Origin of the sequence: Phocaeicola intestinalis (genome assembly GCF_014837065.1) — a bacterium.
GTDB lineage: Bacteria > Bacteroidota > Bacteroidia > Bacteroidales > Bacteroidaceae > Phocaeicola > Phocaeicola intestinalis.
The window spans coordinates 9,103-24,257 of the sequence record NZ_JACSPP010000037.1; the positions used below are offsets into that span (position 1 = coordinate 9,103).

General features: G+C 48.2%; 9 protein-coding genes. All 9 read right to left on the reverse strand.

The window, feature by feature from the left end:
• Window positions 1–23: 23 nt before the first annotated feature.
• The 9 genes from H9625_RS11455 to H9625_RS11495 all read right to left on the reverse strand — a co-directional run bounded on the left by H9625_RS11455 (window position 24) and on the right by H9625_RS11495 (window position 15,137).
• A complete protein-coding gene (locus H9625_RS11455) occupies window positions 24–3,185 on the reverse strand; it encodes an efflux RND transporter permease subunit (RefSeq protein WP_191764412.1) in 3,162 nt (1,053 codons plus the stop codon).
• Window positions 3,182–4,672 (reverse strand): TolC family protein, encoded by a 1,491-nt coding sequence (locus H9625_RS11460; protein ID WP_022040492.1) that lies wholly within the window; start codon window positions 4,670–4,672, stop codon window positions 3,182–3,184. The genes H9625_RS11455 and H9625_RS11460 overlap by 4 nt, the downstream gene beginning before the upstream one ends.
• Complete coding sequence (locus H9625_RS11465) at window positions 4,653–7,730, reverse strand: efflux RND transporter permease subunit (protein ID WP_191764414.1); 3,078 nt, start codon at window positions 7,728–7,730, stop codon at window positions 4,653–4,655. Before H9625_RS11465 ends, H9625_RS11460 begins: the two co-directional genes overlap by 20 nt.
• 24 nt (window positions 7,731–7,754) lie before the next feature.
• On the reverse strand, window positions 7,755–7,991 hold the full coding sequence (locus H9625_RS11470) for a hypothetical protein (RefSeq protein WP_191764416.1): 237 nt from the start codon (window positions 7,989–7,991) through the stop codon (window positions 7,755–7,757).
• A 39-nt stretch (window positions 7,992–8,030) separates the two neighbouring features.
• Complete coding sequence (locus H9625_RS11475; protein WP_191764418.1) at window positions 8,031–9,104, reverse strand: efflux RND transporter periplasmic adaptor subunit; 1,074 nt, start codon at window positions 9,102–9,104, stop codon at window positions 8,031–8,033.
• A gap of 21 nt (window positions 9,105–9,125) precedes the next feature.
• On the reverse strand, window positions 9,126–10,136 hold the full coding sequence (locus tag H9625_RS11480) for a hypothetical protein (RefSeq protein ID WP_087397176.1): 1,011 nt from the start codon (window positions 10,134–10,136) through the stop codon (window positions 9,126–9,128).
• A gap of 195 nt (window positions 10,137–10,331) precedes the next feature.
• Complete coding sequence (locus tag H9625_RS11485; RefSeq protein ID WP_191764420.1) at window positions 10,332–12,011, reverse strand: O-antigen ligase family protein; 1,680 nt, start codon at window positions 12,009–12,011, stop codon at window positions 10,332–10,334.
• Between the two features lie 231 nt (window positions 12,012–12,242).
• Window positions 12,243–13,157, reverse strand: coding sequence for a signal peptidase I (gene lepB, locus H9625_RS11490; RefSeq protein ID WP_191764423.1), 915 nt, complete (start codon window positions 13,155–13,157; stop codon window positions 12,243–12,245).
• A 27-nt stretch (window positions 13,158–13,184) separates the two neighbouring features.
• On the reverse strand, window positions 13,185–15,137 hold the full coding sequence (locus H9625_RS11495) for a discoidin/SUN/FTP domain-containing protein (RefSeq protein ID WP_191764425.1): 1,953 nt from the start codon (window positions 15,135–15,137) through the stop codon (window positions 13,185–13,187).
• Between the last annotated feature and the right edge of the window lie 18 nt (window positions 15,138–15,155).

Sequence of the window (15,155 nt, forward strand, 5' to 3'; positions counted from 1 at the left end):
GTTTCCAATATTCTATCAGGGTCTTAACACTCCCGCTTCTTCAACAAAAAGAGAGGCAAATAAAAGAAAATGCCTGCAACAGACATTATCAATCCACCTATTGTACCCGCCGCCAAAGAAAACCAGAAACTTTCCTTCTCACCTATCATAAAAGGAATAAAACCCAGTACGGTCGAAGTCACCGTCAGAAATATCGGAACAACCTTCACATTCCATGCCTTGGTGTATGCCTCAACCTTTCCCAAATAAGGGTAACGCCTCCGGATAGCATTATACTCGTTCAGAATATAAATGCTGGCATTGACCGTAATACCACACAGAAGTACAAAAGCAGCGAAACCACCTTGGTCGAACGTGAGTTCGAACAGATAAAAAGTCAGAAACACCCCGATATATGAAATAGGAATCACACCGATAATGGCAAGTGGCTGCTTCAGCGAATCGAACAGGATAGCCGAAATAAAGAAAATAATGCCAATCACAATAAGCAACAGCCCGTACTGACCCTGGCTATCGTTATGCCAATACCATATATCACTCTTGTTCTCGATGCTATACCCCATCGGGAGAGCAGCCTTCATGACCTCAACATCCTTTGCCAAGATTTTCTGCCCTTGCTGGTGTGCACCGATGTATTCGAATTGCAGACACAATACATACTGCTGGTTCTCTTTCACAATCTTCTTCGACACTTGCTCTTTGCTCACCTTGGCAAAATCGGATAATTTATACTGTCTGCCTCCGAATATAAAAGGTACTTCCATCAGCCCCCATACATCATATTCACCGCTCTGTACCGAAGACAACGAAAGCCGTTCGCTCTGATTATCGTACACAATATTCCCCACACGCTGACCCGACATGAATATCGGCTGCAAAATAGCAAAAAGAGTGCTTGCCGTAAGGTTTTCCTTTGCCATCTTCTCCTTGTCGAACTGCAAGACATACTCGTCATAGTCATCCTTCCAATACGAGAATTCAGCATTGACCTGCACTTCCTTGATACGCCTGTGAGACAGCAACAAACGCTTCATCTCTTCCGCCCAATAAGAAAGTTCGTCATAATTATACCCGTACATCTCCACCTGAAAACTTCCTGCCGTCTCACGCACATCATTCGAAAAGCCCTGGTCTTGCAATCCATACACATTCCAGCTTCCGCCTCCCAACGTAAGAGCCTTACTGATAATGTTCGACTTCAACACATAGGGAAAGCCACTGTGCTCATATTCTTTTTTGAAAAATATCTCGATACCGGCATGACGGGCATCATAGACAGAAGTTTGAAACTGCCTGATTTCCCGAAATTCACTCAGATAAGTTTCCATTTGCTTTATCAGCACATTCATCTGTTCCAGCGTACTGCCATTAGGAAGTGTGGCTGTTACCGAAAGCACCACTTCTTCATCGCGGTTGCCGAAATAACTTCCGTTGTACACCTTTTCCACAAACAGCCGCAACGTACCTCCCAGCCATTTGTCGATCACCGGTTTTATTTCTTCCCTATAAACAGGACGGTCAAACACCTTATTATATAAAGTGGCCCATCCACCTTTCTGTTCTGCATGCTCTATCTTTTCGGGAAGCAGAAATACCGGAAGTCCGAACGCCCATACCAGTACGGCATATGCAATAGCCTTACGCCTGCACAATGCCTTTACCATCCATTTATAACCACGTGTAAAATAAACCACCCCCCGCTTGATACGCGACGAACGCCTAAAGACCGAAGTCCTGCGCAAGCGGATGCGTTCTATCAATGCCGGGACAAAGAACAGTGCCACAAACAATGATACAGCCAGATTAATAATAACTACAGCTGCAAAATCTTGCAGGTTCAAGCGTATCTTCTCGTCCATGAAAAAGATAATGACCAATGCTCCGATAGTAGTCAACGTCGCTGCCAGGATGGACATAAACGCTTTCAGGTTCCGACGGTGCAGGATATGGTCGGTCATCACAATGGTATTATCTATCAACAGGTTCAGCGAAATGGTGATACCGGCAAGCGAATAAAGCTGAATATCTACTCCGCAGATGTAGTAAAAGATAAAAGCAATAGCCATATTGACAGCCAGACTGGCTACTATCAAAAACAAATAACGCAGATTCAGGGTAATGACTGCCACAAACAACAACAGGATAAGCACAGTTATTGTTGTACGGAAGTAATTTGTATTCAGTTCCTTGCTAATGTATTCCGTAGCATCGTAACTGACATGCACCTCGTACCCCGGAGGCATATTCTGCTGTATCTGCCTCATGGCATCCCTTACCTGGGCTGCCACCCGAAGCTGATTTGCCGTTTCCTCTGCAGTAATGGAAAGATAAATAGAATTAAGCCCGTTGATACGGAAATAGCCGGTAGGTTCTTCCTCTGTATGTGTCACTTTCACCAGTTTGTCCAGCGAAATCAATTTTCCTTCTGACGTACGTAAACTGATATCGGCAGGCCGGAAGCCTTCCCGTCCTTCAGACGAAGTGCGTACCACCCTAATCCATTCATCCCCCACATCTACCTGGCAGATGCCCAAGAATTCATTGTCATAATATTCCTGGATAGCCTGTCCTATATCTCCTACCGACAGACCAAGATAGCCCAACTGGCTGTTATCGTATGTCAGCCTCCACTCCATGGGGGTAGCACCGCTCAACTCTATCTTATAAATATCTTTAATGGCAGAAAGCAACGGTTTGATATAATTTTCCCCATAATTCTGAATCAGAATCGGGGTAGCCGGTGCATTGAGTGTATAAGTCATGAAAGGCCTTGTCGAGCGGTCGTCCGAACGTTGAGTAGAAATCAAAGGATAACTCACTCCTTCGGGCAATTGCGACCAGACCTGACGGATCACGGTAGAGACTTCAAAGCGTACGATATCCACTTCGCTATGCTTGTCTATCTCAATGCGCAGGCTGCCATATCCATTATCGGAAGTGGAACGGATTTTCCGTACACCTTCTATCCGCGACAAGGCTCCCTCCAGCCGGCTGGTAACTTCTGCTTCGATTACTCTTGCCGAATTGCCTGGCATAGAGAATGAAACCGTCAGTGCCGGAAGTTCATGCGAAGGCGAAAGTTTCACCGGTAGCAAAGGCACCAGCGAAAGTCCCACAATAGCCAGACAGATAAAACTGACTATCAGAGTAAAGGAAGAAGCTGTTTTACGAGATTTCTGTTTCATTGACGGATTCTATTTTTAAAATCAAAACGGTCAGACAAAGAAAAGCCAGTTTCAAAATCATGCAAAGTCAGCTTCCTTATTTTATAATAGCTCAGCCAATAATTCTGCAAAGCCTGAATATAATTCTTCTGCGCTTCCTGCTGCCTGTTCAAGGCAAGGGTCAGACTGTTTACATCACTCTTCCCGATAATAAAACGCTGCCGGGTCTGCTCGTATGCCAGTTCTGCCAGGTCCAAAGCCTCCTCTGCACCTTCTATCAGGTCTTGCTGCACGTTAAAGTCGCTCACGGTCATCACCACATCTTCTTCCAGACTGATTTCTTCCTGCCTTGCCGCAATCTTTACAACGTTCAGATTGTTCTTTGCCATGTTATATTTTCCTTTCCTCACCCCCCAGTCTATCAAAGGGATAGAGACACTGATTGACACCAGGTCTTGCTGCAACAGATTCTTATAAGCAGAACGGATATTATCCGACACCTGATTGAACCCGACACTAGCATTGAAACTGGCACTAAAGCGCGATTCTTTTTTCGTACGGTCTACATCACGCTCCGCTTCCAGTACATTCTGCCGCTGCTCCAGATAAGTCGGATTATTCTCCTTGGCTTTCTGCAAAGCCTCATCCGCCAACACTTCCAGGTGGCGCGGACGTCCCGGCAAGTCCAATTCAATGGTTGTATTCTTATCCATATTCAAGAAAGTAGCCAATGCCGACATCGCCCTTTTCAGTGCAATCCGTGCATTGGTCAATGTATTCTGCGCATTCACTTTATCCAGTTTCAATGTCAGCAGGTCTGCCTGCGAGATAGAAGCAATCTTCTGGCGCTGCATTCCGATGTCACACAATGTATCTGCCGTAACCAGATTATCCTCTGCCAGCTTATAGTCAGCCTGTGCCATCGCCAGACTGAAGAAATAATTGACCGCCTCTTCCGCCACCTCTTCTGTATGATAGATGAACTGCTTTTTCACCTTTTCAAATTTCAACGGTTCTATCTTGCGGTCCCACCGGAAAGCATTATATCCCAATAATTCCTGCTGATACCCGATACGAAAAGGAACAGTAGAGAACTGAGTCGATTTCGTATCACCAAAATTACGCATAAAGTCCAGTTGGGTATCTATATAGAATGTACCTCCCAGCCAGTCGAAATTCTGTGCCAGGCTCAATCCAGCCGTTGCACTGAACATCTGCTGTTCACGGTAAACATCCATATCCTCATTCGAGTCATAGCGTTGGGTAATGTAACGGTAATATTGTGCCGGCGTCAGGTTCAAGGTCAGACTGGGCAAACGGTTCGCTTTAAAAGTACGGTATTCCCAGTAACCGGACAAATACATGTTCTGATAACGGAAAGCCGACAACGAGCTGTCATTCGCCAATTCTATCGTTTCCTGCAAATCCAGTTTCACGGTGTGTTGCGCCAACAGCGGCATACAGCTCAGTGCCAGTACCAGGCATATACTAAGATTTCTGCGTTTCATGTTTTCTATAGATTAACCAATATATTAATGGAATAATAAACAAGCTGATAATGGTTCCCAAGGTCATCGCCCCTATCATGGCGATGGAAAGCGGACGTTGCAGTTCCGAACCCATATCGGAAGTAAACAGCAGCGGCACCATGGCAAAGATAGTGGTCAGCGTAGTCATGACAATTGCCCGCAAACGCTTTCTTCCTCCTGTATGGATAGCTTCAGTAAGTGGCATACCGGTTTTTCTCAGTTCGTTGATGGTATCCAGTTTCAAGATAGAGTCGTTTATCACAATACCGCTTGAAATGACAATACCGATAGCCGACATCAGATTCAGCGTATCTCCACACAGCCACAGGCAAAGCAAGGCAAAAGCAATATCCATCGGGATTTCCGCCAATACAATAAGGGGTTGCAAGAAACTTTCGAACTGGGCACACAAGATGAAGTACATCAGCAAGACCGATATGCACAGTATCACCATCAGTTCCCCCATCATCCGCTGGTTCGAAAAGAAACTGCCCGAAAAGTCCACATCCCATTTCCCCGACCGTGCCACCACATCACGTATGCCGGCTATCAGTCCAGGTGCATTGTCCACATCATAAAAACGTAGCGGAATATATTCACCGTTGCTCCCTGCTGTAATGCTTTTCAAGTCTTCAGCCGGTTGTACCGACAGCAGTTCCTTCAACGGGACATAAGCCTGTTCCTCTCCTTCTTGGGGCACATTTTCCACCAGCGTTTCCGCCAGCACCCGTTCAAGTGTACGTTCGTTTCCTGCCACACTGATAGGCAAATACTGCTGGTAAGAACGCAAGACAGATACTTCGTTTTCCTTAAATGCAGTCCGCAACGTGCGTACCACTTCATCGTAATCCACCCGATAAAGCAACAGGCGGTTACGGTCTATTACCAGATTCAGTTGGTTGCGGAAAGCAATAACCTCCGGATATACTCCGGTCTCCTCGGCTATCTGCCTCTCCAGTTCTTTCAGTTCGGCAGGTTGTGGACTCACAGCCTTATTCTTCGACCGGACCTGTGCCACCACATCGGCTTCTCCCGTTACAAATAGTTTTTCAAAGATAGTCATTGGAGGCGAATAAGTGACTGTGGCTTCCGGATAATGCGCCCCGAACCATTTTTTCAGATGCTGCTCTAACGGCAAAATGTCCGAAGGTTTTTCCGTCTTGAAATAAAGTTCGGCCTCACCTGCCGATAAGGCATCATCCGTATTCAGCACATAATCCTGCATACCCACATACGCCGTATGTTCGACGGCAATGCCATCAGTGTGTTTCAGCAGTTCATCCACCCTCCGGTTATTTTCCTCCACATGAATATTCTCGTTCCATGCCACTTTCACTATCATTTCGTTCTGGTCTATTTCAGGCATCCGCTCTTTATCCAACACCCCGAACAAAACCACGCATAGCGGAAGGGTAGCCACAGCCACACACAAACTGATACGCTTATGCGAAAATACCCAGTTGATGCCCGCATCGTATCCGCGCTCCAGCCAGTCATTCTTCAGTTTATCCCGAAAATCAAAATTAATCCACCGGTACCTGCGCATTCCCAAACGGAAAAACAAGACATATAGAACCGGCAATAGCATGATGCCTGTAAAGTAAGATACTCCCAACCCAGCCGTAATGGAAAACGCCTGGTCGGTAAAGATGGCACCGGCTATACCGCTCATGAATATCAATGGCACAAATACTGCTACCGTAGTCAGCGAAGAACTCAGCATCGGTGTAATCATCTCACTGGTGCCTATTACCGCCGACCGTTTCAGCGAATAGCCCCGTTCACGGTACTGCGACACGTTTTCGGTCACGATAATTGCATTGTCTATCATCATGCCCACCGCCATAATCAGTCCCGACAGCGATATGACGTTCAGCGAAACCTTGCAGAGATAGAAGAAGAAAAATGTGATTACCACCGATACCACCATCGTAATGCCGATAATCAACGGCGAACGCACATCGCCGATAAAGAACACTGCCACGATAAAGATAAACAGGAAACCCAGGGTAAAATTCTGCTGCAAGTTCGAAATGGTATAATCCAACAGTTCTGTCTGGTTGCGTGTAATAGAAAATTCTATATCGGGATACAATGCGGCAAACCGTTCGGTAGTCCGCTGCAGTTCCGCCTTCAGGTTATCCATGTTCTCTTCCGATTGCTTGATGATGGCAAATGTCACTGCCCGCTTTCCTCCAGCCAATGAACGTCCTGTCTCATGCTGTGTCACCAGGCTTACCTTACACAGGTCTTTCAGCTGCATGATGCGTCCTCCCTTGTTCAGATAGATGTTCTCTACATCCTCTGGAGTACGCAGAAAAGAAGCGATACGGATGTTATACTCGTAATATCCGTCACGCACCAGCATGCTGCCCGGCTCTGCGTTGTTGGCTTCCAGTGTCCGTTCCAAATCATCTATACCGATGCCCAAACTGTTCATTTTTTCCCTATCGGGCACTATCTGCAACACCCTTTTAGGCACCCCGGTCATGTCTGCCATGGCTATCTGGGGCAATTGTTCGATACGCCTCCTCACCACGTTTTCTGCCAGTTCTGACAGGTTCAGGAATGCTTGTTCATCTGTATGCTGGTAAGGCTTGTCCTTTTTCAGCGTCATGTTCAGGTAAAACACCGGTATATCCGTTACACTAGCCTTGATGGCTTTAGGACGTTCGGCATCTTTAGGCAAGCTGTTCATTGCCGCATCTATTTTCTCGTTTACTTCAATAAAAGCAAGGTCAGTATTGGTTCCGAACTCGAATGTCAGATGAATGACACCCGAACCGTCGCGTGTCTCGCTTCTCATTTCATCCAGCCCCGACACCTGCAGCAAGGCACGCCGCACAGGAGCCACCATTGTATTCTCCATTTCCCGTGCCGACATATTATCCGAAGCCATCCGTACCGTAATCTGCGGAATGTCAATATCGGGCAACAGCGATACAGGGAGCGACCAGTAAGTAACCAGCCCTATGATAAAACAAGCGGTAAACGCCATCAATACGGCTATAGGCCGTTGTATTAAAAACTTAACCATCTTTTTTATTTACGATTTTTCTATTTACAATTTACCATTCAGCCATTTACGGTTTTGATAATTAAATCGTACTTCGTAAATCGGAAAATAGTAAGAAGCTGTTTTGAATTTCTCCAAAAAGTTTTTCTTGGCTTGATGTATCCGTTTTCGTGTGTGCTTTGGGCGATTTTTTGGTCTTTTTCGCTCCTGTTCTTCGTCAGATAGCCCGCTATCTTCCTCATCACAGAAGCGAAAATGCCTCAAAAACTCATCCCAAATCATCGCACGATAAATTCAAAACAGCTTCTAAATCTCCGCATGTTACTCCACTACTTTCACCGGCGTTTCGTGTGCCAGGTTCACATTGCCCGCCGTAATGACCGTTACGCCTTCTTCCATTCCCTCACCCGTCACGGTATATTCCGACAGGTTTTCCAGTCCGGTCTGCACATAGTTCCACATGGCCTTTCCGTCTTTCAGGGTAAACACCACCTGCTTGCCCGAACGCAACACCACGGCAGTCTTCGGTATCACCAATTGTCCGGGCACCGAACGCTTCACGCTCACCCTTGCGTTCATCCCGTCGAACAGCTTGCCTTTCCCGTCCACCTGTGCTTTCACTTTCACCATCCCGTTTTCGTCTACCGACGGATTAATCTCCGCAATACGTCCCTGCAAGCTGCCGGAAGCTACCGTATAGGGCATCACTTCCACCCGGTCGCCCGCTTTTACCAACGGCAGCTCGCTCTCCAGCACCGTAAACGCCACTTCCATATCGGTTGTCGAAAGAATGCGGCAGAAAGGTTTCCCACTTTCCGGCATGTTGTATTCCTTGCCATCCAGGTCGGCAACGATGCCGTCAAACGGTACCGTCAGCGTAGCTTGCTCCAGTTCGCGCTTTGCCAGTTCATAGGCAGCCTTGCTCTGTCCGTATCCGCTTTTGGTGGCAGCTAATTTTTTCACCTCTTCAGGCACGGCTTCCATCCGGTCGGGAGCATATCCTTGCCCTATCAGCACATCCTGCATTTCCAGCCGGGCTTGCTCCAACGTATATTCCGCCTGTGTCAGTTTGTTTTGCAGGGCAAACAAGTCCAGTTCGGCTATCTTTTGTCCTTTCTTTACCCGGTCGCCATTCTTCACATAAATGCGGGCTACCGGTTCGGTCGTAGTCCGAAACTGCAAGGCGGCATACCGCTTCGCCTCCACTTTCCCGTTACTCACCAGTTCGTGCTCGAAAGCCTGTTTCTTCAAGGTCATTACACTTACCTCTGCCACTTGGGCAGGAAGTACTGTTGCCACCCCTTCCTTTTCAGAGGCATCTTTGTTCTCTTCGCTGCACCCGCTCCATATTCCCGCGGCAAGCAGCAGCATCACATATCCGTAGCGTGCGTTCATTTTTATTTATCTTCTATTAATTTACTCCATTCCCGTTTTGCGGTCTAAGGCCGATGCAATATTACACCAAAAAATATGATTATTATCATTCTTTGCCGCAAATATTCTTTTCCCGTCGGCAGATACTGTAAACAAGTTTATTTTATCCGCAACATTAAACCGCGACAATAAATTTCCTTCCCAATCCCACACCTGAAAACAAGTCACATCCGAAGCTTCATTATCGGGAGCATATTTTACGAAAATAAAATCCGCTGTATACGAACATCCCCAGTAATACATACCCTCCCTACGAAAGAACTTATCCGGATCGGATATTTTTTCCCCTACACTACATTCAACTAACAAATTACCGTCAAAATCAAAAAAACGGACATACGGAAACTTGCTATAAAAAAATGCAATGCGTTCTTTATCCGCATTCACCGCCACATTTACTGCCCGATACTGAAAAGCTTGTATCATATCAGCTTCCGGCTCGTCCTCTTGAAAAGGAGAATCAGGCATATCAGACACATCACCGCTTGTCGTATCATACAGGCTCCACCCTCCTTGTCTTTTACCAGGTTGAATCAAGACTTTTCCGTTCTTCAAAGGATACAAATTCTGACAGACATCTTTTTCCCATTCAAGTTGCTTGCGCCCATCTATTTTCAATCCGCCTTCAACATCTACCACAGTAACAAGCGGAACACCTAATCCTATAGCATAAAAACGATGACTGTCAAGAGGCCGTATCCACCTGAAAGGAAGCATGTCATTGGAACCTCCGCCATAAATCAAACCGCTATACCGGTATTCCAAACCGTGAACGTCAAAGACATCAAACAACGTATCTTTATGAAGATTGGATATAATCAGGTAATCCGGAAGAGCAACCATCCCTGTAGCGTTCAGCAAAACACCGCTATCTACACTGTCCATTTCAAACACCTGCACATCAGCCGGCAAAGCGACGCAAATGCCTTTGCTTGGCGACTTCGAACAAGCCGCCAAACAAAGTATGCTTATTATAAATAAAAATACCTTCATCCTTGTCAAGGTTTATAGCTACCTCTCCTTTATTTTTTAGGTTTAACATCGGGTGGAAGATGAATGGACTCTCCACAGTTTAATCCATCTTCTCCCTTCTTATCTTCTCATTTTCGGAAGATACATTTTTCATGCATTTCCCGTTGGCGTCCCCCTGGCGCAAACCATACCGCATCGCCTCACCAGGAACAACACTCATAATTCAATCTGTTTTTCTTCCAATATTTTCCGGGTCTCTTCCTTCATCTGCCTTACCGCCGTCGAAGGCACCTTCGGTTCTTTCGTCAGTACCACCCGCGCCGTTTCACGCAACTTGTCGGGCTGGTAGTTGTCGCGGTACGAAAAGAGTTTCACCATCAGGTAATGCGGATAAATGCGCGACGGCACCCGGTCTGCCGCCTGTCGGTAATACCACTCGGCACTGTCGAAACGGTACATCGCCGACTCGTTCTTCCCTATCAGGTTCAGTATCATCGGGTCGCCGCTCACCTTCAAAGCTTCTAGCAAGACAGCGGTCGACTCGTCCCACTGCCCGGTTTTATGCAGCGAGCGGGCATACTCGAAAAGGAAACGGGGATTCCAGTCCATGTTATGATACGTATAGTACGACTTTTCATACAAATCACCATACGCCTCCGCCGCACGCTCATACAATCCGGCATTGTACAACACCTGGCATTGCTCCCACGAACGGTACAGCTCCGCCACATACTTCTTGTCACCATATTTTATAAAAGAGACCACACATCCCGAAGCAATCAAAAGAACAGCAATCCAATACCACCCGTCTTGCCATCGCAGCACGACCGATATACCGGAAAGCACCAGCAATGCCAGCACCGCCACCATCGACGGATACTGCAGCGGATAAGACGCGAACGCAAAGATAAGGAAAGCCAGCAACGCCCCGTACAACCCATAGTTAAAGTTCTCATACAAACGGTTCAGGCAGCAACCTATTATCAGGCATGCTCCTACCAGCACCGGAATGCCCCAAGCCAATGCCACCTGCAAGTATTCGTTGAATACGTATTCGGGCGCGTCCGCCACCCGTGCTTCGGTCTCCGTATAATCTCCCTTGGCAAAGTAATCTTCTTGCGCCTGCCCGTAAACCGCAGGCACCCCGTTCCATCCGTTCCCTGACAACGGATGTTCCTGCAGTGCAGTCGCCGCCACCTTCCACATCAGCACACGTCCGTCCGCCGAATCTTTTTTCAAGTAGTAAAGCCCTGCTCCCGCTCCTACAAGGATAAGTACCGCCACAATCCCTATCACCCATTTCAACGGCTTTTCATACCGCGGATAATATTCGTCTATCTTCCATACATTCCAAAGGTAATACATACACCCTGTCGAGACAAGTGCGGCAATCCATGCCGTGCGGCTCATCCCTGCAGGCAGCACAAGCACGATGGAAATCATCGCGACAAGGGCTACCGGCTTGTGAATATCCCGGTAAGTACGGCTTATATACTCGGAGTAGGCCAACGGAAACACCATGGCAAGGAAGCCCGAATAAGGTCCGGGATTAGCAAACGACCCGGTCACGGCGAAACGGGCATGATTGGAAGGAAGCCAGCCCCATAGCTGGGCCAATCCCCACACGGCTTCCACTATCCCATACAGCATGAGTGCCAACGCTGCCATGTCGCCCACGTAGTCATAAAGCAACTCGCGGCCTTTCTTTACCAGCATACAAATAAAATACAACGCCAGCACAACTGCCCAGCAACCATACATCCATTGCCAGGCTTCTTCTTGCGTTCCCATCGGCATATCGCCCGCGTTCATCAGCTGCACACTGAGCGACATCGCTACCACCACAAAAACAATAACCTCTGCCGCCTTGTCTTTCAAAATCATATATCCATCCATTCCTTATCTTTTTAATTCCGTCATCCTGTCCGGATTACAAACCTAAAGATTTCATGACAACCGGACAAATATCTTATATAAATTCAACATAAAATCTTATTTCAGGTTCCGTTTAGATTGAGTTTAGGTTCTATTTATATTCCGTTTATTTTTCTCCTTGTTACATCATTCATGCAATGATATGCCCAAACCGTTCTCACCCGTACACAAATGTTACATACAGGCTATTTTTCACTCGATACACTTCCATACCCGCCTCCAGTCTACCGAACCCGTGTATGGATCGACCGATTTCCATATCCGCGTAGCCTTGCCCACGATGTAACATTCGGGCAACAAGCCCCAGTAACGCGAATCTTGCGAGTTAAAACAATTGTCACCGCCCATAAAATAATAATTCTCGCGGAAACGGTAACCCGTTATCCGTCTGCCTTCCAAATAGAAGCCATCGTCCTTTTGCACCAACTTTCCCCGCTGTTCCCATTCTATCAGGTTCCTGTAAAACAGGTAATGGTTCCGGTTCATTTCTATCGAATCGCCACGGGCTGGAACATACAACGGACCGAAATCCTTTACCGTCCAGCCCAGCAACGAATCGTATGGAAACGTGTAATAAGAACGGTTACGCACCATCTCCTCCCTGCCCGATTTTTTGGACAACAGCCGTGAAAGCCGTTCCTGTGCATCCGTGTTCCCTACCGGAGCATCTATCCCGCGCACACGGTAACGTCCATCCCTTATCTCCACCGTATCGCCAGGCCCGCCAATACAACGCTTCACGTAATACAGCAGCACGTCAAAACCGATGCTGTCCCAACGTTCGGGGTAAGGGAAATTGAATACCAGCACTTCCCCACGGCGGAACTCTTCCAAGCCGGGCAATCTCCGTATCTCAAACGGGCGGTGTTCAGCCGCATCCCATACATTGAATATACGCGCCCCTTTCAGCGGTTTGTTCACCAGCACATAGTCGCCCGGACGCAACACAGGCACCATCGAATCGGAAGGGATGGAAAACGAGGCAAACAGGAACACCTGACCTGCGATGCGCAACACAATCCATACCGCATACAGGCATACCGACCACATCACTACCGTATATACCCTGCCTAACCACTTCTTGAAGTTTATCCGTATCCGTTTCATTGTCAATTATCAATCGTCCATTGTCAATTACCAGAATATCTGCATCCCGTCGCGGTACTCGAAAATACGTTCGTCCTGGCCACGCGTATGGTTGCGCAGGTACAGCAGGCTGCCAGCAGGAACACGGTATGCCAGCGAGTCGGATACGGCAGTCATTACACCAGCCGAACGCCACTCGCCGACGCAATAGAACAGTTCGTAACGGTCGCCCCGATGGATGTAGTCGTCACGGTTGCGCGGCGTATAGACGATACTCCTTATTATATAAGGCTTCCCAAGGTCGAGTCCCGTCCAGCCACCGTCTGCTTCCGGATAGTCGAAAGAGGTATAGGGGTCGCCGTCGAAAGCATTCGTATATTCGTGCCCGCTGTTGTCACCCGGCGTGCCGATTACTTTTCCCCTCAACGGCAAGCTATCCGGCTGCACACCGTAAAAGGCTATTTCAGCCACATCGCAATGGCTGCCCGCCTTACCCCGGTAGCGCACATAGCGGTAGGGCTTGCGGTGGTCTGTCTGTACCTTAGTAAATAAACGGTAAGGGCGGTCCTTTACTACAAAAAGTGTATCGGCATGGCGGAAGCAGCTGTCATTGCTGCCTTCGAACACGCCCCCTATCATGCGACCGCTCACACCGTCCAGGTAAAGCGGAAACTTATGGAATACCGTCACCGGCTCTTCCCGCTCTCCGGGAGAAAGGAAACGTATTTCTCCCGTAGGACGCTCCAGTACAAAAGGGTCGGAACGCATCTGCAGCCTCCTTTCGGCATACGAGGCAAGCCGGAACACCATCTGTCCCTCCACATCGCAGAACCATGCTTCGCCGTCCGTTACACGGCACCATGCCAAAGGAGTCCAGTCCATCCGGCACGAAGCGCACAGGTACAACAGTTCGTCTTCCTGTACAGGCGGATAAATCCGGTCTTCCGCTATCCGAACAGTGTGGTTCTGTTTGCCGGCATATACAGCGGTCACGTCCTCCATGCAAGGATAACGGAAAGCAGGATGCAGGTCTTCAGGTGCCGTGCGGAGCGAATCTGTCATCTGCCGGTTCAGGCTGAACGTGGAACGGTACACTTTCCCTTTCGGATCCCAATACGCATCTGGATTGGCTCCGTCAGTCATGTTGTCGAGCAAAGTAAAATAATACCCACGTCCCTCCTTGTCGAACATCACGTTCCAGCTGTGAGGGGCGTTGCGGTTGCCGCGCATCAGCATGATGTCTTTGGCACACGGAAGCCCCACCGCCCTGTATACATACAGCAACAGGTCGGTAAACTCCTTGCAGCTGCCCGAACGCCATTCCACCGTCTTCGGCCCGATATGCGGACTGGGTTCGAACTGTCCGGTAAAATGTATCGGAGCCTTGCGCAGCGAGTCGAACAACGCTTCCGACACAAAGCGCGGGTCTTCCGCTTCGGGCAGCTTCCGTATGCTGTCCAGCAGTGGGTTATACCGTTCGTAAATCTCTTTCCGCCACGGTACAAGCCGTTCGTCACCCACCCGGTAAGGCAGGATGTATTCGCAGAACAGGCTGAACGGTACATTCTTTCCCCAAGGCTGCTCACGCCACACCTTGAATGCCCACTCGATGTTCTCTATCAGGTACTCGGGCGAGATGCCCACGTCACTTGTCTGCCGCAGGCTGGAAACGTCCAGCCTGCCGTAAGCGCGGCTGACCGAGTCTATCACTTCCTCCGGCGAATACTTTCCGGTGGAGTGCAGTTCGTACAGTTTCAGCTGCGCGTCCATCGAGGGGACATCGTTGGTAGCGTGGTAAGGCAGGTTCGCTATCAGAAACCGTGCCGCACGGTATTTCAACGAATCGTCCTTACAGTGGTCAAGCACACGTTTCAGTTCCGGGTTCTCCGCCAATACATCGTCCACATCGGGAACAAAAGTCTTCTGCCTGGCGCAGCCACAGAGCAGGAGGAGCGACATCAAAGGGATAAACAAAGGTTTCATCGGTTCGGGATTTTTCATCGGAAAATTTGAAAAGCA

Bases quoted from the DNA above. Each gene is read 5' to 3' on its own strand.
- H9625_RS11465 (WP_191764414.1), bottom strand. From the start codon at position 7,730: ATGGTTAAGTTTTTAATACAACGGCCTATAGCCGTATTGATGGCGTTT.
- H9625_RS11470 (WP_191764416.1), bottom strand. From the start codon at position 7,991: ATGATTTGGGATGAGTTTTTGAGGCATTTTCGCTTCTGTGATGAGGAA.
- H9625_RS11480 (WP_087397176.1), bottom strand. From the start codon at position 10,136: ATGAAGGTATTTTTATTTATAATAAGCATACTTTGTTTGGCGGCTTGT.
- H9625_RS11475 (WP_191764418.1), bottom strand. From the start codon at position 9,104: ATGAACGCACGCTACGGATATGTGATGCTGCTGCTTGCCGCGGGAATA.
- H9625_RS11495 (WP_191764425.1), bottom strand. From the start codon at position 15,137: ATGAAAAATCCCGAACCGATGAAACCTTTGTTTATCCCTTTGATGTCG.
- lepB (WP_191764423.1), bottom strand. From the start codon at position 13,157: ATGAAACGGATACGGATAAACTTCAAGAAGTGGTTAGGCAGGGTATAT.
- H9625_RS11455 (WP_191764412.1), bottom strand. From the start codon at position 3,185: ATGAAACAGAAATCTCGTAAAACAGCTTCTTCCTTTACTCTGATAGTC.
- H9625_RS11460 (WP_022040492.1), bottom strand. From the start codon at position 4,672: ATGAAACGCAGAAATCTTAGTATATGCCTGGTACTGGCACTGAGCTGT.
- H9625_RS11485 (WP_191764420.1), bottom strand. From the start codon at position 12,011: ATGGATGGATATATGATTTTGAAAGACAAGGCGGCAGAGGTTATTGTT.